The sequence below is a fragment of the Paenibacillus naphthalenovorans genome (assembly GCF_900099895.1).
Classification (GTDB): Bacteria; Bacillota; Bacilli; order Paenibacillales; family NBRC-103111; genus Paenibacillus_G; species Paenibacillus_G naphthalenovorans.
On sequence record NZ_FNDY01000022.1, the window covers coordinates 1 to 25,047 of the forward strand.

Consider the following 25,047-nt stretch of genomic DNA (forward strand, 5'->3'; position numbering starts at 1 on the left):
CTAAACGAAGACGTTTCAGAAGCAATCCAGAAAAATACCTTCAAAACGCTGAAAATAAATATTGTGCGTTAATTGGTCAGTCGTAGTTTTTTTTTTATGCGGGGCGCGGGTCAGATCAGCAAGCTGAACAAATTCGGATCTTTGTTGATTTCGCTGAAACCGAGGCCTCTTTGCTTCATCCTCTCGATCAGAGGACCGTAATCCTCCTTATGCTTCAGCTCGATACCGACCAGAGCCGGCCCGTTTTCTTTGCTCGTTTTCTTTGTATACTCAAATCGGGTAATATCGTCGTTTGGCCCCAGCACATACTCCAGAAACTCCCGCAGGGCACCGGCGCGCTGCGGAAAGTTGACGATGAAGTAATGCTTCAAACCCTCATAGATAAGCGACCGCTCCTTAATTTCCTGCATCCGGTCGATGTCGTTGTTGCCACCGCTGATGACGCACACCACGTTCTTGCCCGCAATCTGTTCGCGGTAGAACTCCAGCGCCGCAACCGGGAGCGCACCCGCAGGCTCCGCTATGATCGCGTTCTCGTTATACAGCTCGAGAATCGTCGTGCAGACTTTGCCTTCCGGCACTACGACAATATCGTCGACGACCTCGCGGGCGATGTCGAAGTTGATCTCGCCGACCCGCTTGACGGCTGTGCCGTCTACGAACTTGTCGATCTCGCCCAACGTCACGATCTCCCCCGTATCGATCGACTGCCGCATCGAGGGCGCACCGGTGGCTTCGACACCGATGACCTGCGTTGCAGGGCTGATGCTTTTGATATACAAGCCCAATCCTGCAATCAGACCGCCGCCGCCAATGCCGGCAAACACGTAATCGGCCTGCTCCCGCATGTCGTTCATCAGCTCCAAACCTATAGTTCCCTGTCCCGCCACTACCTTAGGGTCGTCGAACGGGTGAATAAAGGACATATCTTCCCGGTCGCAGTAGGCCAAAGCCTCCCTCAGCGAATCGTCAAACGTATCGCCGATCAGCAGAACTTCTACGAACGGGCCTCCGAACAGCTTCACTTGTGAAATCTTCTGCCGCGGTGTCGTTGTCGGCATGAAAATTTTCCCCGGTATTTGCAGCGCCTTGCAGGAATAGGCGACACCCTGCGCATGATTGCCGGCGCTGGCGCACACCACGCCTTTTTGCAGCTTCTCTTCGGGAAGACTGCGGATCATATTATAGGCACCGCGTATTTTGAACGAACGGACGACCTGAAGATCCTCCCGTTTCAAATAAACGTTACAGCCGTATTTCTCGGACAGGATGAAATTTTTTTGCAGTGGGGTGTGTTGGACAACATCCTTCAGCACGTGGCTGGCAACGATAATGTCCTCGAGCTTGATGTGTTGTGCAGTCATTTGGGCGCTTCCTCCAACGTTTATCACCATATTTTCCTACTAATTATACACCTAAAGAAGATCGTGTCCACCCTCGCGTCTTTACCGGCAAAAAAAGAAGAGCCCTTCACCAAGCGCCGGGCGCTGAATGAAGGACTGCAGTTTCATGTAATTCTAACCTTTTTTCTGATCTGATCTGTCATCTATCGAATAATGATGGTGTGTACGATTTGGTTTTTGCCTCTCAGCTCGAGCGAGCGGCCTGCAGTCAGCAAGCTGAGGTCACCGGAAATGTACAGCTCGGGAGATACGCCATATACCGCAGACTGAACTCCGCCGTTTACCGACTGATTAATGGAAATGGTGGCAAGCTGACCTTTTGAATTCAGCGTGTAGTTGTTCAGCGTGCCGGTTACCGTGAAGTCCACGCGCTGCTCGGAGTCATTCGTTTGGTTCAAAACCTCAACATAAATGGCTTTCCCGTTATAGGTGCGGATCAGCACTTGATCTCCCGCGCGCAGTTCCGTCGCCGCTACTTTGGCACCATTGCGGAAAATAAAGGCGTTTGCGTCGAGTTCAACATTCACCGTTGTGTTGTTTTGCAATTTGACCGGGAGCAGGTTGTTGCTTACTGCCGCATTGACCGTTCCTTTTACGGAAGTACGATCCGGCAGTTGGGTTCCCGTACGGTCAAGCAGCGCTGCGAGCTCGGCGCGGGTTACGGGCTTGTAAGGACGGAACGTATTGTCTTCATAGCCGTCAATGAGATTTCTCTCCAATGCAACCGCTACGTAACCGACCGCTCCGGCAGGGATTTGCTTAGCGTCCTTGAAAGGCAGCTGCGCGTTCATTTTCGCCTTGGCTTCATCCTGGAGCTTCAGCGCTTTGACAAGCAGCATCGTTGCCCAGAGACGATCCGCTTCTTTCTCCGGCTGCACCTTGTCGTCCGTCTCCAGGAACAGGTCGTTTTGCAGCGCTACCGAAACATAGCCAGTCGCCCAAGGGTAGTCTTTTTTAATTTTGTCGGCATCTTTGAAGTTCAGGTTGGCTTGCTTCGCCGCATCGGATTCGGCTTGATCTCTGAGACCCATCAAACGGACTGCCGCTGTAATCGCTTCAATGCGGGAAATCGTTTTGCGCGGCTGGAAGGTGCCGTCCTCATATCCTTCAAATACGCGCTTGGATGCCAAACTTGCTATGTATCGTGCCGCCCACTCGACGTCTTTTCCTTTCAAGTCGTCAAAGCTCAGTTTAATATTGACATTGTTATCTTTACCGGCATATTTTTTATCATCATCTTTCTTATTATCATAACGGAACTCATAACGATCTTTCCAATCGTCGTTCTTGGCCTTATCGCGTTCTTTACCTTTACCGTCGGCAAACGCGGCGGTAGAACCACCCAGCACCATAGCCAGAGTCAATGCGGAAATAACCGTCTTTTTAAATGTTGTGTTCATCGTCATTCTCCTTTGAAGGTTTTGTTTTGTCGACAGGCGCAAGCCACACCGTCCAGACAAAAGACCGGCGAACGGCGGCATCCCGTAACGCTGGATAACGCTTGTCCGGACGCCACTTCGTAAAGCGGGTGCACGCATGTCATGTAGTCTTGTGTAGAGGATGATCTCAGAACCTTCGCGAAGAGTTCCTTGCTTCACCAAATCATTTCGCCGCCTCAAAAATGTTTGTGGGGGTGCTTTTGCCCAACCTTGCCAAAAATGATAAACTTAACAGAGCAGAAACGATAGAAATATGGAGCTTGAACCCCATCGATTAAAGGAGCGAATGTGTTTGAGGAGGAATGCCAAAAAAAGAAACATGACCGCCCTGCTGGCGGTTCTGGCACTGGCCATCCTTGCGGCGGTTTATGCTTTGGCCATGGGCGGCGGCACGGGCCCGCCGAATATGGCGGCAACATTACCTGAGAGCGTGACCCCTGTTAACGGGCCGATACCACCCCCTTCGGAACCGGACCCGAATTCCTCCCTCACAAGTGAACAGGCGGACGTCGTCATTATCGGCAGTGAGTTGGAGGGCCTCTATTTGGCCCGTGCCGCCGCGGACGAAGGGCTTAAAGTAAAAGTTCTCGATACCCGCGACGCCTTCGGCGGACAAGTGCTGCAGGGAGAAATGCTCTTTTTGGACGAGACCCGCGACGACGCGCGCCGTCTGCTGGTTCAGGGACGAGCCAAGGAGCTGTTCGACGGCTTTCGTAACGGAAAAATCCGCAAGCTCAATGAATTCCAGCAATATTTTGATAAGCTTATTCAAGGCATTCCTGTAGAGCAGGGCATCCGTATCGACAGCATCGAACAGCTTCAGGGACAGTTCGGCACCCATAGGGTGGGAGCGCTTCAATACACCGACAGGGAAGGCCAAAAGAAACGGATTGAGTCTTCTTATTGGGTGGAGAATACCGATTACGCCGCGATGGCGAGCAGGCTTGAGGTGACCCGTCTGCCGGGACTGGAACAGTTCTACGGACAAAGCCGAATCGAATATATGAGCTCCGGCATGATGATGAAGTTTAAAAACGTCGACTGGACGAAATTCCAGCAGCATTTTAACCGTTTGACCCCGCAGGAACGCAGCCAAAAGTACGGTTACGGTCAAGTCGATCACAGCTATGCGATCGGACTCACGGGGATGACCAACAGATACAAGCCGACCAACGATCGCGTCTTTCTTCGCGGACTGAATGCGGTTCATCAGCGGGATGGCGAAGTGATCATTAATGCGTTCCTGATTTATACCGTCGACCCCTCCGACGACAAGTCGGTCGCCGAAGCGATGGAGCTCGGCAAAAGGGAAATTCCGCTGATTCTGGACCATTTCCGCAAAAACATCGTGGGCTGGGAACATGCGGAGCTGAACGGCTTCCCGAACTACTTGTATATTCGTGAGTATAATCACTACGAAACCGATTATGTGCTCAAGCCTTCGGACATGCTGGGGGCCAACATGTTCTGGGATAATGTCAGCATCGGAGGCTATCCGCTTGATCTGCAGGGCACCAGTGCGAATAAATGGGGCATCGAGATGGGCCGTCCCGACAAATACGGAATGCCGCTGCGCAGCTTTCTGCTCAAGGATTACGATAACGTGATCATGGCCGGCAAAAATGTCGGAGCCTCCGCCATCGCTTTCGGCAGCGCGCGTATTCAGCCGAACACCAGTCTCGCGGCGGAATCGATCGGCGTCATCCTAGGCCAAATTCAAGGCAAAAAGAAGCTGCGCGAAGTGAATGAAGCCGACATGTCAGCGCTTCATGACTATCTTGCAAGCAAATATGCGATCAAGCTGGCCGGTGTGACCGGCAACAACAAGATCGCCGGTTGGACGGCGGATGAAATCGCCAAGCTGGATACGGGCGAAATCGTCTACGCCCAGTATGTAAAAAAGCGAAAGCAGCCATAAATGGCTGCAGCATAAAAAACGGACCTTGACGGGTCCGTTTTTTATTCATCTGGCGTGGGTTGTTATATTTTGCGCTAACGTATATTAAAACTTAACCTGACCGTAGAACCCTCAAAAGCTACCTCATGAATCCTCAACTGCTTCGGCAAATCGGCGTTCAAGTCCAGCTGCAGCGGATCGAGCCGAAACCATTCAAGCGGAACGGATATTCCGCGAATCTCGGTGCCGGTATGGACCGCCGTCAAATAGGGCTCCGTCCAGCTCAGCTTGAACCACAACCTGGCTCCCGCCTCAAGCCGCTGCCTCACAAGCAGATTCACGTCAGCGGATAACCGCTCGTCTTGCAGCGCAAACGCAGCTCCCGTCACCAGTACACCCGGATGCAGCTCAGGTCTTGCCGAGAGCGCCTGCTTCAGCAGATCGTTTACCTCACGCCCGGTCAGGACCATCTCCGGCCTTCGGGTCGACAGCATCGCCGTCAGCTTACCCCGTAAATCCGGCTGTACGTAAGACAGGTCGAGCGGCTTGGCCGGACGAACGTACCATGCCGCACCCGCTGCTAGAAGCGCAAGTATGACGGCCAAGGCCGCGAGCCGTTTGATGAACACGATCACTTGAACATCCCACCCCGGTCTTTCGTTACGGCTTCCGGTTCTCCTGCTGCTTCTCCTTCAGCCACCTCGGAGCGCCCTTGTTTTTGCGGTCGCGCTCCCTCTCCGGCTTCCGTTTATCAGGCGCCTTCCGCCCGGCCGGCGCGCCCTTGGCGCTCACCCTGGCAGACTTGCCCTGACCCGGACCCGCCGGCGCAGCTTCGCCGCCCGGCCCTTTGCGCTCTGCGGGCTTATTTCCCGCCCGGCGCGGTCCTCTCTCCGGCCTTGGATCGATTACTTTGCCTTGATACATCGCTTTCTGTTTAATTTCAATACCGAGCGCCCGGGCAAATTTGTCCATGATAAACTGCTCCCGCGGCGTAACGATCGACAAAGCCAGTCCCTTCCGCCCCATCCGGCCCGTGCGGCCCACGCGATGCACATAATGGTCCGCATCCACCGGCGGGTCCAGGTTGATGACATGCGTTACCTGCGGCAGATCCAGACCGCGTGCGGCGACGTCGGTAGCCAGCAGCAGCTGGAATTTGCCCGCCCGAAACGCCTGCATGACATTGGCCCGGTCCTGTTTGGACGCTTCGCCGTACAGACCTTCCACGGACAAGCCGACATACTGCAGCTTGGCCACCGCCTCACCGATATTGTCCGTTTCGTTGATAAACACGATCGCGGCCTTCGGGTTATACAACCGGACAAGCCTGCGCAGCGTGTCAATCTTATCCCGCTCCTCACAGACGAAATACAGATGCTCCAGCATCTCCGACGTACGCTGCGCCGGATTGACGCGCACATAGGCCGGATCATTCATCCAGCGGTCGATCACGTTCTGAAGCGGGGCCGGGAGCGTCGCCGAGAAGAACATAAGCTGCCGGTCGCGGAGCATGCCTTTGAACAGCGCCTCGACCTCCTGCATCGAACCAAGCTCAAACACCTGGTCCACTTCGTCGACAACCACCGTGCGAATCCCGTGAAGCTTCAATTTTTTCAGCTTGACGAGCTCATATACGCGGCCGGGGGTACCGACCACGATCTGGGGCTTCAGCTTGAGCTTGTCGATTTGCCGTTCGATGGAAGCTCCGCCGATCAGCTGCTGTACCCGAATCCCGCTGTCCTTCGTTAAATCCCCCAGCGTTGCGACGATCTGCATGCCAAGCTCCCGGGTCGGTACCAGCACCAGCGCCTGTACCTCCCGCACCGACTCCTCCACTTTGTGCAGCAGCGGCAGGGAATAGGCAAGCGTCTTTCCCGTTCCCGTCTGCGACTGGGCAACAATATCCCTTCCTTGCAGCGCGATCGGTATCGCCTCCGCCTGAATCGGCGAAGGCTCGGTGATGTCCAGCTCCTGCAGCCGTTTGACATACGCCGGAGCAATAGGTAAAGAAGCAAAGCCCGTATTCATTCCATCATCCCTTCTGCATCTCTCGTTTTCCTAGTATACCAAATTGCAGCTTTAATTTCTCTTGTGTATCTTCCGGCCGGGAAAAATGAATTGATCCATACCGGACAAGCGCGATATAATACCCCTAATCAAAGAAAGGAAGGTAGCTATGAGCATCGATATCGTGTCCATTAACACAGGACTGCCAAAGACCGTTTCCTATCATCAGAAAGATCTTCTTACGGGGATCTATAAATATCCTGTCTCAGGCCCGGTTTTTTTGACCCGATTGCATTTTGAGGGAGACGGACAAGCGGACCTTGTCCATCATGGAGGAGCGGACAAGGCCGTTTGCGTATATCCGCATGAACATTATGCTTACTGGGAGTCCGTCATGGGCCAGCCTTTGCCGCCGGCAGCCTTCGGAGAAAATTTGACGATCCGCGGGTTGACGGAGGAGCAGGTTTGTATCGGGGATACGTTCCGTTTAGGCGAGGCGGTCGTTCAAGTCAGCCAGCCGCGTCAGCCGTGCTTTAAACTTTCGGTCAAACTGGGCAGACCCGATATGCCTCTGCAAGTTCAGAACACCGGGTATACGGGGTATTACTTCCGCGTTCTGAAAGAGGGCCGGGTGAGTAAAGAAAACGGGCTTATTCCCGTCGGCCGGCTTTCCAAGCCAATCACCATCGCATACGCCAACCGTATCATGCATCAGGAGAAAACGAATTGGAAGGCCATGGAGGAGCTGCTTCAGGCGGAAGAGCTGTCGGCCAGCTGGAAGGAGACGTTTCGTGCAAGACTCGAGGGCAAAAGCGGCGGCTCCTGAGAAAATCAGCGGTCGCAAGCCCTGGAGCCCATAAAAAAACACCTGCACCGATCACCGAAGCAGTGCAGGTGATGTATGTCATCTTGACTCCCTATGCCCTGAAACGGTTCATCTCCTCCTGTTTTCGTTTAATCCAGGCGAATACGGCATCCAGCGCACGCTTATCGTCCTCTTTCGGAAACCGGTGCTCCAAGCCTTCGTACAGCTCCATTGCGTAGTCCTTGCCCGCCCGCTCCAGCGCCGCGGCGAGCTTGCGCGCATGGGATACGCTGACCTGCGTGTCGTTTGTCCCGTGGACGATCATCACAGGCACCTTCACCTGCTCGGTCCAATATACCGGCGAACGCCGCTCATACGCTTCCGCCTGTTTCCTCGGGTGCCCCACGACTCTTTTGAGCATCCGCCTGAGATCCACACGCTCTTCGTAGGTGTCGAACAAGTCGCTCACGCCGCCCCAGACGACAACCGGACCGACGTCCGGACATTCCTTGGCCGCCTGCATCGCCATGATCGCTCCTCTGGAGAAGCCGATCAGCGGAACCGGACCGGGCACCGTTTCCGGCAGAGACTGCATGAGCTTCACCGCATGGTATACGTCGAACCGGTCCTCTCCGCCGAAGTCCTCCCGGCCTTCCCCGCCTTCATTGCCGCGATAAAAGGGGGCGAACACCACATACCCCCGTCTGGCCAAATCGAAAATACGCCGTTTGCGCACCATTCCGACCTTGCGGATTCCGCCGCGGCAGTAAAGCAGTCCCGGTCCCGGGACCCCTTCTTCCGGAACGGCCAAATAGCCCTTGACCTTCAAGCCCTGACTGATATAGGTCAGCAGATACAGCTTGATCCCTTTGACCAGGCTTCTCAGGGGTTCACGCTCCACCAGCATGCCATCCTCCGGGACGCCGGCACATGCGCCTTCCGCAGGCAGCGCCGTTTTCCGCCCGGCAGGCTTGTCCTCTCCGCATTCCGTACTCCCTTGCGTTTTCATTTGCATGCTTCTTCACTCCGTTTTTGACACTATGGTAACTTCAGGATAAACTATGATGTAGTATGACCGGAAAGGTGGGTTTTCAATGAATTCACGATTTACGGAAGAGTTCGACGGGCTCGTGGAGAAGTTCTCCGAGCTTGTCACAGGCGATGCCTCTCCCGAAATGGTAGAGAAAATAAAAGTATGGTCGATTTACAACCACATACATAAAACCATGCCTGCTCTGACCAGCCACTGGAATCAGCTGCATCCCGAAGGCAAAGCCGAGATACGCAAGCTGTTCGAGGAAGTGCGCAGCCTCCATCTCAAGCTGAAAGACGAGAATCAGAAACAGGAATAGACGGGCTTAGGCTCGCTGGAATAGACGGCCTCTTCCTCCTATTTTTTATTCAACAGCCGATAGGCGATCTTATCGAACAAACGCGGGAACAGCTGGTACAGCTTCACTCCGAAGGCCGCCATAAACGGTATGTTCACTTCCGGCGTCCGGCGTTTGATCGCCGTGAGCACTCTCTGAACCACCTGCTCCGGCTTTAGCATAAACCATCTGACGTTATTCACGTATTGTCCGGTAGGGTCGGCCCGGTCGAAGAACGGTGTGTCAACCGGTCCCGGATTGATCGCGGTCAGATGAACGCCGGTACCGACAAGCTCCTGCCGCAGACAGTTAGTGAAGCCCAGCACCGCATGCTTTGAGGCCGAATATCCGCTGGATTTGGCCGATCCGATCTTACCGGCCATAGAAGCAATATTCACGATATGTCCGCTGCCCTGCTTCAGCATGTGCGGCAGCACGGCCTTCGTACAGCGGACGACCCCCATGTAGTTGACGTCCATCATGCTCTCGATCTCGGACAAATCCGCATGAATAAAGGCTTCGAACACGCCGTATCCGGCATTATTGATCAGAATGTCGATACGTCCGTGCTTGGCGATCACCCGTTCCATCGTCCCGGCCACCTGTTCCCAGGAAGTCACGTCAAGCACATAAACGCTGTGCGAACCGTTGATGTGAGAGGCGATTTCCACCAGCTTTTTCTCCGAACGCGCCATCAGAACCGGAATTGCGCCCAGAGCGGCCAGCCTCTGCGCCATCATAGCCCCTATACCGCTCGAAGCGCCGGTAATCACCACGATTTTGCCTTGAAAGTCCATTGTATGTATGCCCCCTTAGCACACCTGCTTGACATTGAAAGAAAGAAAAAAGCGAAAGCTCTTCACGGCCCGTACGGTCCGGAATGAAGCCTTCGCTATCAGCTTACACGTAATTTAGCTATCATTTCAACTGCATGATCATTAAGCAATCAGCACTTGAATGTCCAATTCCCCGATCCCATCCATAATAAGCGGAATGGTGAGCGCTCTCTTTGCATCAAAGCCTGCCGCGTTCGCGGATTGCATCAGCTTTGGCGGCGTAATGTCTACGCGTACCCCTTGATTGTATAACATCGTACTGGCATTGCCGCTGATCATATTGCCGAGCTCCGATATGGCACTTTTGCTCATATCATCCATCTCGGTAATGAGAAAGCCTCCCATCATTGCGGAAACGACTTTCAACGCCACTTCTTCGTGAAGCCCGAATACGATGTCTCCTTCCATCTGCCCGGTCATCCCGATTTGAATCCAGATGTAGTTTTCAACAAGTTTCACTTCCTTGATGCCGAGCTGACCGGTGGACGGCCGGATATTGGCGACTTGCTCAATAACGATTCTAGCCGATTCCAAGAACGGATTGATAAGCTCTGCCTTCATAACATTAATGGTCTCCTTTTTTCGGCAATTTTCTTCGAAATCATAGGACTTTTTTCGTTACTTCATTATACCCAAAGCAGTACGATAAGTATAGAATAATGTCCTGTTTCGTGTGAAAATTCACAATTTATAGCCGATTAGACTCAGGAATTTAGTTTCATTCCACGATTTCATCCCATCCGTAGCTGTCATAGAAGACACCATCAAGCACATTGCGGATCGCCTTACGCACATGAGGGATCGTGTCATCCGGCAGCCGATCCAATGGAAACCATCCCATTTCGGAGCATTTATCCGGCTCCTTGTTCACCGGTTCCCCTTCCCACCGGTTCACCTTAAGAAAGAAATCGATCCACTCTCCCTTATCCGACAGCCGATGCATGACGCAGGCTACCTCCAAATCCTCCGGGCTTAGTTTTATGCCGCTTTCTTCCTCCGCTTCCCGCACCGCCGCACGCTTGACTTCCTCGTTTCCGTCCAGCTTCCCGGCAACCAGACTGAGTTTTCCGTCCTCATACCCTGTATTGGACCGTCTCAGCATCAGAATTTTCCCATTCCGTATGAATAACATATATACTGCACTGTTGACTTGAAACCATGGTTTGCTCATAAGCTGCCTCCACACCGATGTTCATTGCCATTACCGAACAGGACCTGCCGAACATCCATTTTTATCTCGAATCGCTTGATCCAATCCTTCCGCGTTCTACAGTGTATGATGACCTCGCTTGGTCGTCCAGCCCAAATCGTTTGAACCCTACCGCCCCTATTTCATTCCATCGTCCGAATGCTATAAGGTTCCCCAAAATTCACTTCATGTCATGCTTGAACGGGAGGATTGGTATGCTGCAAAAAACACATAGCGCGGCCGGACTTGTAGCCGCTGAGCTTGTGATCGTTTATCATGAGGGTTCCTTTTGGTCCTGGGAAGCCGCAGGAGCTCTACTGCTGGGCTGTTTGGCCGGCCCTTTGGCTGATGTCGACAAGCAGGGATCGACGATGGCCAAGCTGCTTTTCCCCGTGTCCGCTCTGCTGCGGCTTCTCAACGTGCGCCATCGGACAATGACGCATTCCATTGTCTTTATTTTGACATTAATGGTGCTTTCTCTTCCTTTATCACCATTATATCATGCCGTTTTCATCGCCGCCTATTTATCGCACCCGCTCATCGACTTGTTCAATGAACAGGGAGTTCATTTATTTTGGCCGCTCAAAGCGAGGGTCCGCCTGCTTCCAAAATTTTTGGCAATTGATACGGGCTCGACCAGCGAAACGGTATTTCGGTGGATGCTTCTTGCCGTCGGGATATGGCTTCCGGTTTCTGCGATCGGCTTTCCCCGCCTATTTTAGCGTGAAATGAAAAATAGCTGCCCGTGGGCTAACACCCGCATGGCAGCTATTTTCAGTTTTTAATACGCTCTTTCGTACTGCTTTGGCAGCTCCGGCTGGCCGGATACGGCCTGAATCGCATGAATTGCCCAATAAGGATCGCGCAGCATGCCGCGGGCTACCGCGATCAAATCGGCATCGCCGTTAGCGACGGTCGCTTCCGCCAGCTTCGGATCTTCCAACAGACCGACCGCGATGACCGGAAGGCCAAGCGCTTGCTTGAAGGCGCGCGCCATCGGAACTTGATAGCCCGGATAATTTCCCGGCTTTCTTTGGCCTGCAGGCCCTTCCCCGCCGCTCGTAATATGGAACACATCCACTCCGGCTTCTTTGTACCTTTGGCCGATCTCAAGGCTGTGATCCAGATCGTAGCCTCCATCGATGTATTCGATTGCCGAGATTCTCATAATAAGCGGCATATGCTCCGGAATGACGCTTCTGATCGCTTGAACGACTTCCACACCGAACTTCGCCAAATCACGGCCGTACTCATCACTGCGGTTGTTGATGGCCGGAGAATGAAACTGATGGATCAAATACCCGTGGGCACCATGGATTTCGATCGTGTCCACCCCGGCTTCAACGGCCCGTCTGGCGGCTTCCCGGAATTTCACGACCATTTCCTTGACTTCCCCGGTTGACAGAGCCCTCGGCTTCTTAAATCGGGGACTCACCGGAATGTCGGAAGGTCCTACAGGTACCTCCGCATCCTCCGCTTTGCGCCCGGCATGGGCGATTTGAATTCCTATTTTGGCGTTATATTTATGTACTTCGTCAATAATTCTTCTGAACGCAGGAATCTGGTCGTCGGACCATAATCCGAGGTCATAGTCTGTAATGCGGCCATCCGGCTCCACATCGGTCATCTCCATGATGAGAAGCCCCGCTCCTCCAACGGCTCTGGAAACGTAGTGGACAAAGTGCCAGTCGTTCGGGGCACCGTCTTTTGCGGTAACGGAGTATTGACACATCGGCGGCATGACGATTCTGTTTTTTAATTCCAGGCTCTTTACGGTAAAAGGAGTTGATAACACAGCCATAAATGATTGCTCCTTTGCACAATGTGGTTTTATGACAATAGTACCCCAAATGGATATTATTTACAACTCTTGGGACCGTTTGGGATTCGGTTGAACAAGGTTGAACGATATAAGTAGGCCGTATTGGACATTCCTCACACTTTTATGGTGTGAATACCACATCGGCAAGCAGCTCGTAGGAACGCAGCCGCTTGCGATAATCGGGTACCATGGTGACGATGAGAAACTCATCCGCGTCGTACATACTGCTGAATTGTTCCAGCTTCGCTTTCACTTGCCCGGGAGTTCCCGCGAGCAGCTTTCGTTCGAAGTGTGCACTCTCCTCTTCTGCAGGGCCTTCCGGTCTAAACCATGCATTCGCCTTGACCGCTAGGCTTTGGGCCTCCTCTTCCGTGTCGGCGCAAATGACGCCCACGGCCACGATGATCCGGGGTTCCTGGGAAAGATGCGAAGGCTTGAACTCCCGTCTGTAAGCCGACAGCACCTCCACTCCATCCTGGTCGCTCATGAACTGTCCGAAAACATAACCTGTACCGAATTCGGCCGCATACGAGGCGCTTTTGCGGTTCGTGCCGAGCATCCAGACTTCCGGCGGGAGGGGCGGAGTCGGCCGTGCCTTAACAGAATGGCCTTCAAGCTGATAATGGCCGGCCAGCAATTCCGACAAAGCCTGAATTGTTTCCGGAAGAACGCTGACATTTTCCAAAAAATTGCCGCTCAATGCGATACTGACGTGCGCTGAGCCGCCGGGAGCCCGCCCGATGCCCAAATCCATTCGTCCGGGATACAGGACAGCCAGCATATGAAAAAGTTCCGCCACTTTGATCGGCTTGTAATGAGGAAGCAGCAGCGCTCCCGAGCCTAACCGGATCCGCTGTGTGCGGGCGCCGATATGGGCTAACAGCACCTCCGGCGCAGTGCACGCGAGCCCCTCCATATCATGATGCTCGGCTGCCCAATAACGGCAGTAGCCCAGCCTTTCCGCCGTACGAGCAAGCAGCGCCGCCTGTTCCAAAGCTTGTACAGAGTCGGCACCCGGAAAGACGGGAACAAGATCCAACACGCTAAGCTTCATGAAACCCACTTCTCTCTATGTGTATTGCTTACACTTCATCATATCAAAAACAGCCCTAAACCGGAAAACCATGTTTTGCGGGTTTCCAATAGGATTAATCTGTATGAATAACGCCGGGTTTATACGAAGCGGTACAGACCATAAAGACCCCGTACCGCTCCGCCTGACGGCGTTGCAAGCGCGAGGTCTTTACTCTTCAAGCCGATTACGGCATTTTTCGTCCTCTGGAGCTCACATACAGAGAATACCATTCTTCCCGGGACAGGCTTACCTGTAAGGCTTCGGCGCTGGCCTGAATGCGCTCGGGCCGGATCGTGCCCAGTACAGGCTGGATGCCTGCCGGATGGCGCATCAGCCATGCCAATACGATGGCTTCCGGAGCAGTCCCTTTCCGTTCTGCCATTTCCCGGACAAGGGCGGCGGTCAGACGAACCGATTCCGGTTGATTCTCCGGCTCCCGGCCGGTGAATACCCCCTTGGCCAACGGACTCCAGGCTTGAATTTGAATTTGCTCCATCCAGCAAAACTCGATCGTCCCTTCAGGAAACGATACTTCGGCGCCCTCCTGCTGGTTCACCAGCACACCGGCTTCAAGCCAATCCAGCTTGGCCAGGTTCAATTCCAATTGGTTCACAAGCAGCGGCGCATCCAGATGCGACTGGAGAAACCGGATTTGCGCCGGGCTCATGTTCGATACGCCAAAGCCTTTCACCTTCCCGGCCTGCTTCAGCTTGCTGAAAGCGTCGGCCACTTCTTCCGGTTCCATTAAAGGGTCCGGCCGGTGCAGCAGCAGAATGTCGAGCGACTCGACGCCAAGCCTGCTTAAGATCCCGTCCACGCTGGAGAGGATGTACTCCGCAGAGAAATCGTATCTTGCCGGGCGGCCGGTGCCTTCGTCGAACCGGATGCCGCATTTGGATTGCAGCACCATCTGCTCCCGAAGCCCGGGACGTTCCCGAAGCACCTGGCCGAATACCTGCTCCGCTTTACCATAGGCGTAAATATCGGCATGATCGAACATGGTGATGCCGGCGGCAAGAGCCGTTTCCACCGCAGCGTGTGCCTGCTTCAAATCGTCCGCGGTAACCGGATTGCGGTTCCAGCCTCCGCCAAATCCCATACATCCCAGCACCAGACGGCTGGCGGGAATGCCCCGTTTTTGCAATGGAATGGTTTTCTTCATATCTAATGTCGTCCTCCCTGAGTTCCGTCCACTTTCACTTTCAATTTCATCATCAGCGCAGTCATCAACTCTAAAAGGATGGTACCAAGATGAAATCAGGTCTGTCAACCGTTGGAACAAGCGGTACATCCTGCTTTAACTCCGCTTTGGATTAAGAATGATTTAAGATTTTAACCAAAGGACCGTTAAGATTTATCGGGTAGAATGAAACATGTTATGATGATCTCGGAATCACGCCTGACAAAACTTTGGATATAAAGGAGGCCTCTTAACCATGGCTCAACATACGATTCTTCTGGTCGATGATGAAAAAGAAATTATAGATCTGCTGGAAATTTACTTGAAAAATGAAGGCTTCCGTCTTCTCCGGGCTGCGAACGGATTAGAGGCTTTGAGCATCCTGCAGAAGGAAGAGGTCGACCTTGTCGTGCTTGACATTATGATGCCGAAGATGGACGGAATCGAGGCCTGCCTCAAAATACGTGAGCAAAAAAACATGCCTATCATCATGCTCTCCGCCAAGAGTCAGGATATGGACAAAATTCTCGGCCTCAGCACAGGGGCCGACGATTATGTATCGAAGCCCTTTAACCCGCTGGAGCTGATCGCCCGAATCAAATCCCAGCTTCGCCGGTATACGCGGCTGAACGTGGCGCTGCCCAACAAAGACCATGAAATCGAGGTGGACGAGCTGACGATCAATACGTTGACCCATGAAGTGAAGGTGGACGGAAGAGAGGTTCGGCTGACGCCGCGTGAATTCGCCATACTTGAGCTGCTTGCCCGTCATCGGGGTACCGTATGGAGCATCGAAAAAATCTATGAATCCGTTTGGAAGGAAGCCTATCTCGATTCAGACAACACCGTCATGGTCCATATCCGCAAAATCCGCGAAAAGATCGAGGTCAACCCGAGAAAGCCCAAATTCATTAAAACCGTGTGGGGAGTGGGATATAAAGTTGAGTAACGCAGATAAAATGAAGCAGTCCCGCAAGCCGATCCTGGAGCGCTTTCCATTCACCTGGTTTCCGTTTACGCTGCTGCGCGGTCTGATTTTGTTCATCCTGGATTTGTTCCGGATGAGCCGAGAGCATGTCGAACGCAGCATACGGCTTCAGCTCGTACTGACCTTTGCGATTTGTCTTGGCGTAAGCACCCTTTTCTATGGCATCAGCTCCGCCTTGTTCGGACAAATCAACAAAGGCACTGTCATCGACTACTCCCAAGGCATCAGACAAATCGATAGCGCAGCCCGCTCGCTGGTTCGCCTGCTGGAGCCGTCCTTTTCGGATGATGAACAGATCGAAATGAGCAGCTTGCCGAGTCGCTCGAACGCTGCTGTGGAAATGACCGATCAGGAATCTGCGCAACCTGTTTCTGACGCCGATAACGAGAAGCAGCAGCAGAAAAAGCAGCAGGAGGAACGGCGCAAACGCAAGTTTATGGAAGATGTCCAGCATCTTTCTACCTATGAAAATTACAAAATCGTCATTACCGATCTGGAAGGAAAGGTTATATTCCGCAGCGAGAACGCTCCTGAAACGTATATCGACGTTCACAAAGTGATTCGCAATGCCATGGAAACCCGCAACGAAGTCTCTCACAGACGTTCGGAAGTATCCAGCTTTTATCCGGTTACCTATGATAATCAAAAATCCTACTTGATCGTCTCCGGCATTCCGCAGCCGTCGATCAGCTACATCAAAGGACAGAGCCCGCTTTCGCTGTTGAGCGCCATCGCCGTATTCATCTTTCTTTTTTACTATTTGACACGAAAAAAAATGAGATACATCGAGGAGCTGGCCACCGGGCTGCGAATTATCGCGACGGGCAACCTGGATCACCGGGTGATCGAGCGTACGCGCGATGAACTCGGCTCGCTCGCCAAAGACATGAACTTGATGGTAGCCGATCTGCAGCATACAATAGAAGAGGAACGGCGGGCCGAGCGGTTGAAAAACGAGCTGGTGACGAATGTATCCCACGATTTGCGCACACCGCTGACCTTGATCATCGGTTACCTGCGGCTTCTGCATGACAAGAATTACGAAACGCCCGAGCAAGCTGCAGGTTATGTCGCCATTGCTTACAGCAAAGCGGAGAAGCTGCAAGGACTGATCGAGGACTTATTCGAGTATACCAAGCTTACCCACCAGGACGTTCCCATGCATAAGCGGGAAGTCGCCATCAATGAGGTGCTGGAGCAGCTGCTGGAGGAGTATGTAACCCTCAGTGAGGAACAGCAGTTGACCCTCATCCGCAGCATTCCGCAGGAAAGACTCTCCGTGCGGATCGACGTGGACAAGATGATCCGCGTGTTCGAGAATCTGCTCGGCAACGCCATCAAGTACAGTCCCAAGCCGGGGACCATTACGGTCGGAATGGCGAGGGAGCGGGATCATGTGCTGATTCGAATCAGCAACAAAGCGGACGCCCTTACCCGTGAGGAGCTGGAGCAGCTGTTCGACCGCTTCTACCGCGTCGACAAGGCCCGGACCTCCGATACTGGAGGCTCCGGTTTAGGCCTTGCGATCGCCAGGAGCATCGTCGAATCGCATGACGGAACGATCTGGGCCGAATCGTCCGGCGGCAGCATTCATTTTTATGTCAAACTAAAGCTGGAAACTTAAGAAAAACCGGCTACACGATGCTCAGGAGGTTCAGAATGCCTGGATTTTTACTCGATTTGGATGGAACGCTGTACAACGGCGACCGCCCTATTCCCTATGCCGCGGAGTTTATCGGCTGGCTTCGGGAACGGGGCTACCCGTTTCTTTACTTAACCAACAATTCGTCCCGGACGCCGGAGCAAGTGGCTTTACACCTCACAGCCACGGGCATAGAGGCGTCCGCGCACGAAGTGCTGACTTCAGCCCAAGCGGCGGCAATGTATTTGAAGGATGCGGGACTTGATAGCGGTCCGGTCATGTGCATTGGCGAGACCGGGCTGCAGCAGGCGCTGCAAGAGATGGGATTGGAGCTGGTTGGAGAGGAAGCGGAGCAACGCGGGGTGACGGTCGTAGTCCAGGGAATTGACCGGACCTTCAGCTACGAAAAGATGTTTAAGGCCGTACGCTATATCAGAGCCGGTGCGAAATATGTCCTGACGAACCCCGATCACCTGCTTCCGTGGAACGGCGAGCTTTCGCCGGGGGCAGGCTCCATTTCCGCCTCCATCGAACGCGCAAGCGAGACGGCGCCTGTCATCATCGGCAAACCCTCTCCGATCATTATGCGCTATGCCACCGCCAGGCTCGGGCTTGCCCCAGAGGAAATTTGGGCGGTCGGCGACAATATAAACACCGATATCCGCGGCGGAGCAGAGGCAAAGTGCCGCACGGCCCTGGTGCTTACAGGGCTGGCGAACGAATCCAATGTAGAGGAGCAAATCGCAAGAGCCGGCGTCCGGCCGGAGCTCGTTTGCCTCCATCTCATGGAGCTCGCCGGGCAGATCGGGTAAAGAAGCTTACGATAATTCTATGAACCCCTCCAAAGGAGAGGGTTCTTTTTATTTCCATTTGACATTTATGTTGGCTGGTGCTATGATTTTTGATTATTAAATTATTTACTTTTAAACTATTTTATTATTAAATATTATTTTCAGATTAGGATGGTTGCTTATGAAAATCCCCTTGGATCCTGCTGTCCGTCGCTTTGAGGCCGCCTTCTTCACGCTGTTTCGCAAGCTGGGACCTGAGCTCGGCATACCGGCCGACCTGTCGTTAACAGGACCTCAAATGATGATACTGTTTACCATTTCCAGCAGCGGGCGCTGCCCTGTCGGACAGCTGGCGCAAAAAATGGAGGTTACTCCCGGCGCCATTTCCGTGATGATTGACCGGCTGGTGAACAACGGTTTTGTCGTTCGGAAGTACGACCCAAAGGACCGGCGGGTTGTGCTTCTTGAAATTACCGGGCAAGGACGCGAAGCGCTAGAGAAAATAAGAGAGGTGCGCACAGCCCAGATCAAGCAGTATTTAGCTTACCTTGAGCCGGACGAGCTGGATTTATTCCTGCATTCGTTCGAGAAAATCGCCGCTCACATTAAACAATAATAAAGATAAACGGGAGGAATAATGGTGTCGCAAACCTTAGAACTCAATTCATCGGAAAATAACCAAATTGCCGGCCGCGGTCTGCTGATCACCGGTTTGATCATAGCCATGCTGTTCTCCGCTTTAGACAACACCATCGTCGGAACGGCCATGCCGCGTATTGTCGGAGACCTCGGAGGTTTCAGTTTAATGACGTGGTTGACGACGGCTTATATGCTTACATCTACCACCGTCGTCCCGATTGCCGGCAAACTCGCTGACCTGTTGGGCCGCAGAACGGTATACTTGGCAGGTTTATTGATTTTTATTCTGAGTTCCATGCTCTGCGGGCTTGCCCAGACGATGGAACAGCTGATTTGGTTTCGTGCGCTGCAGGGTATCGGGGGTGGGATCATGATGCCGATGGCCATGATTATTATCGGGGATATGTTTACCGGAAAGCAGCGGGCCAAATGGCAGGGAGTATTCGGAGGAATTTTCGGCCTTTCCTCCGTTATCGGTCCGCAGGTCGGCGGTTGGATCGTCGATTCGATGAACTGGCACTGGATCTTTTTTATCAATTTGCCAGTCGGCATTCTGGCAACGATTTTTATCGCGATGGGTTTAAGGGGCCAGCGGGCACAAGGACCGGTCAAATTCGATATGGCTGGCATGATTACGATGATTATCGGTATCGTCACGCTGCTGCTGGCCCTGACGTTCGGCGGCAAAGAATACGCTTGGGGATCTTGGCAGATCATCGGGATGTTCGCGGTTTCTGCCGTTTCGCTGCTGGCCTTCGTACTGATCGAAGCCAGAACCAGCGAGCCCATATTGCCTGTGCGTCTGTTTAAAAACAGGACTTTCACCGTGGTTAATTCCATCGGGTTTCTGATGAGCGTGGGCATGTTCGGAGCCATTATGTTCGTACCTCTGTTTATGCAGGGGATTGTGGGGATCAGCGCTTCAGCCTCCGGCACCGTCATGACTCCGCTTATGATCACGATGATTGCGGCAAGCATGATCGGCGGGCAGCTGGTGCACAAAATCGGTGTAAAAATACAAATGGTTATGGGTATGATCGTCATGGCCGCAGGCTTCCTTCTGCTTACGACAATGAATATCGATACGACCAAACTGACCGCCAGCGGGATCATGGTGGTACTCGGCCTCGGTATGGGTCTGGTGATGCCTCTGCTGACGCTTACGCTGCAGGAAACGTTTCCCAAATCGGAGCTTGGGGTGGTCACGTCCTCCAGCCAGTTTTTCCGCCAAATCGGCGGTACCTTCGGCATGACCATTCTCGGCGTGGTCATGAACAGCAAGTCGGATGAGCTGCTCTCATCGCAATTGGTGCCCAAGCTGAAGCAGCTGCCGGATCAAGCTGCCGGCATAGCCGATCAACTTGCCGAAACGATCCATACGAATCCGCAGGGCTTGTATTCAACGCTTTTGAATCCGGAGACGCTGGCCCAATTTCCCAAAACGCTGGCGGATCAAATCGTTCCGATCGTTAAGAACGCATTGATCGAATCGCTGCATTCCGTCTTCTGGTTCGGACTGGTTTTCGTGCTCCTCGGTGCCCTCTTAACGCTGACTCTCGGTAAAATCAAATTGGAAAGCCGCAGCGGCAAAGAAGAAGCCACGGCCCCGGAAGGGGCCATGGAGTAATCCTTATAAGCCCCTTTAGAAAAGGAAACATCTTTTAAGCGCGGTTACCATTGTTCTTTCAACGGGGGGCTCCCTTTCGCATCCGAACCGGTCATCAACATTTAAATATTGGTTGGCTGCTTAGTTTGCCCTAATGCCGCAAGTATCATATAATGGTATTAGTCGAGAAACCGGATTTATGTATTTTACTCATTTGATAAAAATTAATTATTCTGCGCACAGTAGAGTTGCGCAGGTTCACGCTTGGGAGAGGAGGGATACCGTGAACCTCAACCAACTGGAAACGCTTATCACGATATCCAAAACGATGAGCTTCCGTAAAGCCGGCGAGCTTCTCAATTTAACCCAGCCTGCCGTGTCGGCGCAAATCAAGAGCCTGGAGGACGAGTTCAAAACGGTACTTATTGACCGGAATCAGCCCGTGACGTTGACTGACAGCGGCAAGGTATTTTTGGATCATGCCGAAAAAATTCTGCAGACGGTAGAGGATTTGAAACAGCGGCTTGCTGATTTGAACCAAACGCCCCAGGGACACATTCACCTCGGAACGACGACGTCCATCGCCATTCAAATTTTGCCAAGAGTTTTGTCGTATTTCCAAAACCAATTTCCGCTAATCAAAACAACGATTCATTCCATGACGACTTCGCAGATTATGCAAAACGTCGAGAACGGAACGATCGACATCGGCATTACGTATTTGTTCGACAAGCACCCGGCGCTGGAAAGCTCCGTACTGTATTACGACACGTTCGAGCTTGTCGTGTCCCCTGACCACCCGCTGGCTCAATACAGCCATATCCCCATCGAACGGCTGCATGAGCTGCCTCTCATTATGCTGTCTCCCGAAACGGCCGGACGCCGGTTCGTCGATCAAATTTTCAAGCAGCTTCATATCGTTCCGCAAGTGGTCATGGAGCTGTCCAGCAGCGAGGAAGTGAAGCGGATGGTGGAGCTGAATTTGGGAGCGGCAATCATCTCCAAGCTGTCGATTCAAAGCGAGCTTCGTCTTGGCACGTTGAAAATGATTAACGTCAACGAGTTGGAAATCAGCCATCCGGTCGGCGTGGTATACAAATCCGGACGTTATTTGAGCTCGGCGCTGCATCAATTCTTAATGGATCTCAAAGGCATGGAAGAAATTCAATTTATCGGTTCGGAGTGATGAAAAATATGAAATTCGATTTGCATACCCATCACGAGCGCTGCGGGCATGCCGTAGGTACGATCCGCGATTACATTGAAGCAGGTATTGCCCGCGGCCTTCAGGTCATCGGGATTTCCGACCATTCGCCTTACTTTGCAAGCGAGTCCGACCGGGAACAGCCGGGTATTGCCATGGCGAAGAGCGAATTTAAACGCTATGTAGATGAAGTTCTCAAGCTGAAAGAAGAATACCGGGGACGCATTGAGGTGCTGCTCGGTGTGGAATCCGACTTTTTCCCGGAGCATGCGGACGTATACCGTAAGGTATATGAACAATATCCGTTCGATTATATCATCGGCTCTGTCCATTTGTCCGGCGGGGTCAGCATTTTCAACAAAAAACGCTGGAACGGACTGACCGACCGTCAGAAGGTCGAGCAAAAAGAGCTGTATTACGATCTGATCGAGCAATCCGCGCGCAGCGGCATGTTTCAAATTCTCGGTCACATTGACGCGATGCGGGGCTTCTACCCTGCCTTTTCAGACATCCAAACGGATGCGGTGGACCGGACGTTAAAAACGATCGGCGAAATCGGCATCGCCATCGAGATCAATACTTCCGGCAAAACGAAGGATTGCGGCGGCTGGTACCCGATCGATCCGATTCTGGAGCGGGCGCTGCATTACGGGGTGAACGTTACTTTCGGCTCGGATGCCCATGTGCCCGGGCGGGTCGGTGACGATTGGGAGGAAGTAGCCGTGCGGCTCAAGGAGATCGGGTTTCGCGAATGGGTGTATTTCAAAGAAAAGCAAATGCATAAGGTACCTTTATAACCTGTTTGCAGCGGATGTCGGGGTCTCCCCGGCATCCGCTTTTTATACCAGCCAATCCGGTCAACCCGCTGTTCGGAGCCGGAGGCAGACCGGATTTAACCAAGCGGCCTGTAGCCAAGCTGACTCATTTGCTGCGCCATGACACGATATCCCGCCGCATTCGGATGAATCTTGTCGGAAGACAGCAGTTCTTTTTCCCTTCCGGCAAACAGGCTGTAAATCCGTGCCACCTGAAAATTGGCGCACTCCAGGCTCTCAATGTGCTGGCCCAGGCGCTGTACCCATCCGGCCGCCGCGGGAACTTGCGGAAGAGGATTGTACAAATCGACGGCACGGATGATATAAGGCCTTGAACGATTCGCTTTCAGCTTCCGGATGGAATCCACGATCTTTCCATAGTTCTCCCGGCACTGCACCAGCGCTTGCTGAAGCACCTCGGGATTGGTTTGCATCGCGTAACGCTGAGCAGCGCGAATTAAATCGTTGCCTCCCGCCGTAATCGTAATGATATCCGCACGGGCCAGAATATGACGAATTTCGGGGCTTCCGTGCACCACCCGAAGCAAGTCACCTGTCGTCGCCCCGGATATTCCCAAATTGATGCTGTACACACATTGTCCCAGCCGCTTCTCTGTCATAGACCGATACTGCGGCACCAACCCGCCGCCGGGACATGCGCCTGTTCCGACGGTTATCGAATCTCCAAGTGCAGCATAGGTGAGCACGATCTTCACCCCTTTCTTCCATTATCTCTGTTTTTGGCGTACAACGGCTTTCTTGGGTTTTGCAGCATGTTTGCCTTGCAGAGGGACCGCCTTGACGTTGGCCGTTCCCAAACCGCCGATCCCGGTTCCAAATCCGCCAAAGCTGCCCATCAGCTTAAATATCGGCCCCATCTGTTTCATGATCGTAAACAGCTTCTGGAATTTTCCCATAGTGGACACAATACCGTCCAATCCGCCGATTCGATCATACATAGAGAGAAAACCTCCGCCCGATCCGACCGCTCTGGCTGCGTCACCCGCGCCTGTTCCCCCCGCGCCATCCGGAATGCCGGTCGCTCCTCCACCGCCGAAAGGACTGAACAATCCTTTTACATTGGCTGTATGCATGTGAGGACGACTTGTACCGTCAGAGCGGCGACGTTCGGGTTTAGAGCCTTTCGACGCACGCGGGACGGATTTACGGACTTGCGATTGCTTTGTCTTCTTCATGCTCGTTCCCTTCCCTCTTCACGTGTTGGCATACTCTGACTTGTCTACTTAATCCAGATTATGTGAATGCGCTCCGTATGGCTTGGGTAAGTGGAATGCTTGCGGTAAAATGGGCGGATACCTGTGCCTGACTGTCTCAACGAAAACTATCCGATAAAGCAAAAAAAGAAGCCGGCCTCATTTATCCGACACTTGCGTCACGGAATGATGAGTAGTCCAGCTTCTTTCCTACACCAGTTTTATTCGGTTTTTTTCAAATCTTCTATCGAATTGATTTCCATATACTTCGGCACGACCAGGCCGATCTTGGTACCGTTCAAGTTCGGACCAAGGTCTTCAATTTTGTCCTTGAACTTATCAAAGTAGTCTTTGTGCGTAGTCGGCAGCCATGCGGCTACGATGCCGTCCGCATCGCCTTCGGCCACTCCGGCCCACATCGGTCCGGCTTCGACCTGCAGCAGGTCGACTTTATATCCAAGTCTCGTTTCCAGCACCTGCTTTACGACATAGGTGCTGGCGATTTCGGAATCCCAGGCCACGTAAGCAAGCTTCAGGGTCTTGCCTTCTTGTTTGGGCAGATCCTTCACCCATTCGTCCGCCTTGTCGGCATTGTCGCCGAGCCATGCAGCCGCGGCTTCTTCAGGCTTCTTGCCTTCCTGCACCTCCACCATCACCTTCGCCATATCGTCCGGTGTCCATTCAAACCGGTCCAGCATAGCGTAAGCGGCCGGATGTTCCTCTTTCAGTCCTTTTCTGACGATCGTATGAATTTGCTCATCCCCGCCATACACGTTTTTCGGATCTTCCAGATATTTAAGGTCATATTTGGCGAACTTCCAATGCGGGGTCCATCCCGTCACAATAATGGGTTTTTGGTCTTTATAGGCTTTATCCAGCGCAGCCGTCATGGCGGCCCCGGAGCCCTCCACCAGCTTCCAGTCCGTGAGTCCGTACTCCTCTAACGCTTTGCTCGTGGCCTGCATCAAACCTGCACCGGGATCAATCCCGATAATTTGATAATTGACCTGTTCCCCGACAGAAGCGGAACCGGAGTCAGAGCCGGAATCCTTCTGTCCGCAGCCGGCGGCCAGTACCGTTATTCCCAATACACATGCCGCCATCATCATCAGGTTACGAGTTCTT

25 protein-coding genes are annotated in these 25,047 nt (G+C 53.0%); 11 read left to right on the top strand and 14 right to left on the bottom strand.

Annotated elements, in window-relative coordinates; genetic code table 11:
- Positions 1–110: 110 nt before the first annotated feature.
- A complete protein-coding gene (gene ilvA, locus BLT35_RS18100; protein ID WP_062409372.1) occupies positions 111–1,364 on the bottom strand; it encodes a threonine ammonia-lyase IlvA in 1,254 nt (417 codons plus the stop codon).
- Positions 1,365–1,546: 182 nt separating this feature from the next.
- Complete coding sequence (locus BLT35_RS18105) at positions 1,547–2,803, bottom strand: S-layer homology domain-containing protein (protein WP_074729286.1); 1,257 nt, start codon at positions 2,801–2,803, stop codon at positions 1,547–1,549.
- A gap of 331 nt (positions 2,804–3,134) precedes the next feature.
- On the opposite strand from BLT35_RS18105, the gene BLT35_RS18110 reads away from it, so the two are divergent.
- Positions 3,135–4,760 carry an FAD-dependent oxidoreductase gene (locus BLT35_RS18110; protein WP_074729288.1) on the top strand — a complete coding sequence of 542 codons (1,626 nt, stop codon included), beginning with the start codon at positions 3,135–3,137 and terminating at the stop codon, positions 4,758–4,760.
- A 74-nt stretch (positions 4,761–4,834) separates the two neighbouring features.
- On the opposite strand, the gene BLT35_RS18115 is transcribed toward BLT35_RS18110, so the two are convergent.
- Together BLT35_RS18115 and BLT35_RS18120 are read right to left on the bottom strand one after the other, a co-directional pair.
- Positions 4,835–5,374 carry a hypothetical protein gene (locus BLT35_RS18115; RefSeq protein ID WP_062409375.1) on the bottom strand — a complete coding sequence of 180 codons (540 nt, stop codon included), beginning with the start codon at positions 5,372–5,374 and terminating at the stop codon, positions 4,835–4,837.
- A gap of 25 nt (positions 5,375–5,399) precedes the next feature.
- Positions 5,400–6,767, bottom strand: coding sequence for a DEAD/DEAH box helicase (locus BLT35_RS18120; protein ID WP_062409376.1), 1,368 nt, complete (start codon positions 6,765–6,767; stop codon positions 5,400–5,402).
- Positions 6,768–6,915: 148 nt separating this feature from the next.
- Here BLT35_RS18120 and BLT35_RS18125 point away from each other — a divergent pair, with 148 nt between their 5' ends.
- Positions 6,916–7,572 (top strand): MOSC domain-containing protein, encoded by a 657-nt coding sequence (locus BLT35_RS18125; protein ID WP_054819605.1) that lies wholly within the window; start codon positions 6,916–6,918, stop codon positions 7,570–7,572.
- Between the two features lie 91 nt (positions 7,573–7,663).
- On the opposite strand, the gene BLT35_RS18130 is transcribed toward BLT35_RS18125, so the two are convergent.
- Positions 7,664–8,560 carry an alpha/beta hydrolase family protein gene (locus tag BLT35_RS18130; protein WP_083351333.1) on the bottom strand — a complete coding sequence of 299 codons (897 nt, stop codon included), beginning with the start codon at positions 8,558–8,560 and terminating at the stop codon, positions 7,664–7,666.
- Between the two features lie 85 nt (positions 8,561–8,645).
- On the opposite strand from BLT35_RS18130, the gene BLT35_RS18135 reads away from it, so the two are divergent.
- A complete protein-coding gene (locus tag BLT35_RS18135) occupies positions 8,646–8,903 on the top strand; it encodes a DUF2573 family protein (RefSeq protein WP_054819604.1) in 258 nt (85 codons plus the stop codon).
- A gap of 38 nt (positions 8,904–8,941) precedes the next feature.
- Here BLT35_RS18135 and BLT35_RS18140 read toward each other — a convergent pair whose 3' ends face one another.
- From BLT35_RS18140 to BLT35_RS18150, 3 genes are all read right to left on the bottom strand, one after another.
- Positions 8,942–9,718: an SDR family NAD(P)-dependent oxidoreductase gene (locus BLT35_RS18140; RefSeq protein ID WP_054819603.1), complete on the bottom strand. Its 777-nt coding sequence runs from the start codon at positions 9,716–9,718 to the stop codon at positions 8,942–8,944.
- 141 nt (positions 9,719–9,859) lie between these two features.
- Complete coding sequence (locus tag BLT35_RS18145; RefSeq protein WP_054819602.1) at positions 9,860–10,318, bottom strand: chemotaxis protein CheX; 459 nt, start codon at positions 10,316–10,318, stop codon at positions 9,860–9,862.
- A 157-nt stretch (positions 10,319–10,475) separates the two neighbouring features.
- A complete protein-coding gene (locus BLT35_RS18150; RefSeq protein ID WP_062409378.1) occupies positions 10,476–10,928 on the bottom strand; it encodes an NUDIX hydrolase in 453 nt (150 codons plus the stop codon).
- A 233-nt stretch (positions 10,929–11,161) separates the two neighbouring features.
- On the opposite strand from BLT35_RS18150, the gene BLT35_RS18155 reads away from it, so the two are divergent.
- Complete coding sequence (locus BLT35_RS18155; protein ID WP_074729291.1) at positions 11,162–11,668, top strand: metal-dependent hydrolase; 507 nt, start codon at positions 11,162–11,164, stop codon at positions 11,666–11,668.
- Between the two features lie 59 nt (positions 11,669–11,727).
- Here the strand turns inward: BLT35_RS18155 and BLT35_RS18160 are convergent, their stop codons facing one another.
- The 3 genes from BLT35_RS18160 to BLT35_RS18170 all read right to left on the bottom strand — a co-directional run bounded on the left by BLT35_RS18160 (position 11,728) and on the right by BLT35_RS18170 (position 15,005).
- A complete protein-coding gene (locus tag BLT35_RS18160) occupies positions 11,728–12,747 on the bottom strand; it encodes an NADH:flavin oxidoreductase/NADH oxidase (protein WP_062409379.1) in 1,020 nt (339 codons plus the stop codon).
- 142 nt (positions 12,748–12,889) lie between these two features.
- Positions 12,890–13,822, bottom strand: coding sequence for an LLM class flavin-dependent oxidoreductase (locus tag BLT35_RS18165; protein WP_062409380.1), 933 nt, complete (start codon positions 13,820–13,822; stop codon positions 12,890–12,892).
- Positions 13,823–14,027: 205 nt separating this feature from the next.
- On the bottom strand, positions 14,028–15,005 hold the full coding sequence (locus BLT35_RS18170) for an aldo/keto reductase (RefSeq protein WP_074729293.1): 978 nt from the start codon (positions 15,003–15,005) through the stop codon (positions 14,028–14,030).
- Between the two features lie 274 nt (positions 15,006–15,279).
- On the opposite strand from BLT35_RS18170, the gene BLT35_RS18175 reads away from it, so the two are divergent.
- The 7 genes from BLT35_RS18175 to BLT35_RS18205 all read left to right on the top strand — a co-directional run bounded on the left by BLT35_RS18175 (position 15,280) and on the right by BLT35_RS18205 (position 22,690).
- Entirely contained in the window at positions 15,280–15,972 is a 693-nt protein-coding gene (locus BLT35_RS18175) for a response regulator transcription factor (RefSeq protein WP_062409382.1), read from the top strand.
- Entirely contained in the window at positions 15,965–17,635 is a 1,671-nt protein-coding gene (locus BLT35_RS18180; protein ID WP_062409383.1) for a sensor histidine kinase, read from the top strand. The genes BLT35_RS18175 and BLT35_RS18180 overlap by 8 nt, the downstream gene beginning before the upstream one ends.
- A gap of 35 nt (positions 17,636–17,670) precedes the next feature.
- Entirely contained in the window at positions 17,671–18,465 is a 795-nt protein-coding gene (locus BLT35_RS18185) for an HAD-IIA family hydrolase (protein ID WP_062409384.1), read from the top strand.
- A gap of 160 nt (positions 18,466–18,625) precedes the next feature.
- A complete protein-coding gene (locus tag BLT35_RS18190) occupies positions 18,626–19,060 on the top strand; it encodes a MarR family winged helix-turn-helix transcriptional regulator (protein WP_062409385.1) in 435 nt (144 codons plus the stop codon).
- Positions 19,061–19,081: 21 nt separating this feature from the next.
- Positions 19,082–20,710, top strand: coding sequence for an MDR family MFS transporter (locus BLT35_RS18195; RefSeq protein WP_074729295.1), 1,629 nt, complete (start codon positions 19,082–19,084; stop codon positions 20,708–20,710).
- Positions 20,711–20,972: 262 nt separating this feature from the next.
- A complete protein-coding gene (locus BLT35_RS18200; protein WP_062409387.1) occupies positions 20,973–21,875 on the top strand; it encodes a LysR family transcriptional regulator in 903 nt (300 codons plus the stop codon).
- A gap of 8 nt (positions 21,876–21,883) precedes the next feature.
- Positions 21,884–22,690 (top strand): histidinol-phosphatase, encoded by an 807-nt coding sequence (locus tag BLT35_RS18205; protein ID WP_062411004.1) that lies wholly within the window; start codon positions 21,884–21,886, stop codon positions 22,688–22,690.
- Between the two features lie 95 nt (positions 22,691–22,785).
- Here the strand turns inward: BLT35_RS18205 and BLT35_RS18210 are convergent, their stop codons facing one another.
- The 3 genes from BLT35_RS18210 to BLT35_RS18220 form a co-directional block, all read right to left on the bottom strand.
- The gene (locus tag BLT35_RS18210; protein WP_054819597.1) at positions 22,786–23,424 is read right to left on the bottom strand and encodes a GDSL-type esterase/lipase family protein; all 639 of its coding nucleotides are present in this window, start codon (positions 23,422–23,424) and stop codon (positions 22,786–22,788) included.
- A 12-nt stretch (positions 23,425–23,436) separates the two neighbouring features.
- The gene (locus BLT35_RS18215; RefSeq protein ID WP_062409388.1) at positions 23,437–23,904 is read right to left on the bottom strand and encodes a hypothetical protein; all 468 of its coding nucleotides are present in this window, start codon (positions 23,902–23,904) and stop codon (positions 23,437–23,439) included.
- A 239-nt stretch (positions 23,905–24,143) separates the two neighbouring features.
- On the bottom strand, positions 24,144–25,028 hold the full coding sequence (locus BLT35_RS18220; RefSeq protein WP_367888805.1) for a glycine betaine ABC transporter substrate-binding protein: 885 nt from the start codon (positions 25,026–25,028) through the stop codon (positions 24,144–24,146).
- Positions 25,029–25,047: the final 19 nt, after the last annotated feature.

Excerpts from the sequence above, each read along its gene's own strand:
- BLT35_RS18160 (WP_062409379.1), bottom strand. The coding sequence starts at position 12,747 with ATGGCTGTGTTATCAACTCCTTTTACCGTAAAGAGCCTGGAATTAAAA.
- BLT35_RS18155 (WP_074729291.1), top strand. The coding sequence starts at position 11,162 with ATGCTGCAAAAAACACATAGCGCGGCCGGACTTGTAGCCGCTGAGCTT.
- BLT35_RS18190 (WP_062409385.1), top strand. The coding sequence starts at position 18,626 with ATGAAAATCCCCTTGGATCCTGCTGTCCGTCGCTTTGAGGCCGCCTTC.
- BLT35_RS18140 (WP_054819603.1), bottom strand. The coding sequence starts at position 9,718 with ATGGACTTTCAAGGCAAAATCGTGGTGATTACCGGCGCTTCGAGCGGT.
- ilvA (WP_062409372.1), bottom strand. The coding sequence starts at position 1,364 with ATGACTGCACAACACATCAAGCTCGAGGACATTATCGTTGCCAGCCAC.
- BLT35_RS18220 (WP_367888805.1), bottom strand. The coding sequence starts at position 25,028 with ATGATGGCGGCATGTGTATTGGGAATAACGGTACTGGCCGCCGGCTGC.
- BLT35_RS18120 (WP_062409376.1), bottom strand. The coding sequence starts at position 6,767 with ATGAATACGGGCTTTGCTTCTTTACCTATTGCTCCGGCGTATGTCAAA.
- BLT35_RS18105 (WP_074729286.1), bottom strand. The coding sequence starts at position 2,803 with ATGAACACAACATTTAAAAAGACGGTTATTTCCGCATTGACTCTGGCT.
- BLT35_RS18205 (WP_062411004.1), top strand. The coding sequence starts at position 21,884 with ATGAAATTCGATTTGCATACCCATCACGAGCGCTGCGGGCATGCCGTA.
- BLT35_RS18135 (WP_054819604.1), top strand. The coding sequence starts at position 8,646 with ATGAATTCACGATTTACGGAAGAGTTCGACGGGCTCGTGGAGAAGTTC.
- BLT35_RS18195 (WP_074729295.1), top strand. The coding sequence starts at position 19,082 with ATGGTGTCGCAAACCTTAGAACTCAATTCATCGGAAAATAACCAAATT.
- BLT35_RS18130 (WP_083351333.1), bottom strand. The coding sequence starts at position 8,560 with ATGAAAACGCAAGGGAGTACGGAATGCGGAGAGGACAAGCCTGCCGGG.
- BLT35_RS18170 (WP_074729293.1), bottom strand. The coding sequence starts at position 15,005 with ATGAAGAAAACCATTCCATTGCAAAAACGGGGCATTCCCGCCAGCCGT.
- BLT35_RS18150 (WP_062409378.1), bottom strand. The coding sequence starts at position 10,928 with ATGAGCAAACCATGGTTTCAAGTCAACAGTGCAGTATATATGTTATTC.
- BLT35_RS18165 (WP_062409380.1), bottom strand. The coding sequence starts at position 13,822 with ATGAAGCTTAGCGTGTTGGATCTTGTTCCCGTCTTTCCGGGTGCCGAC.
- BLT35_RS18215 (WP_062409388.1), bottom strand. The coding sequence starts at position 23,904 with ATGAAGAAGACAAAGCAATCGCAAGTCCGTAAATCCGTCCCGCGTGCG.
- BLT35_RS18145 (WP_054819602.1), bottom strand. The coding sequence starts at position 10,318 with ATGAAGGCAGAGCTTATCAATCCGTTCTTGGAATCGGCTAGAATCGTT.
- BLT35_RS18125 (WP_054819605.1), top strand. The coding sequence starts at position 6,916 with ATGAGCATCGATATCGTGTCCATTAACACAGGACTGCCAAAGACCGTT.
- BLT35_RS18185 (WP_062409384.1), top strand. The coding sequence starts at position 17,671 with ATGCCTGGATTTTTACTCGATTTGGATGGAACGCTGTACAACGGCGAC.
- BLT35_RS18175 (WP_062409382.1), top strand. The coding sequence starts at position 15,280 with ATGGCTCAACATACGATTCTTCTGGTCGATGATGAAAAAGAAATTATA.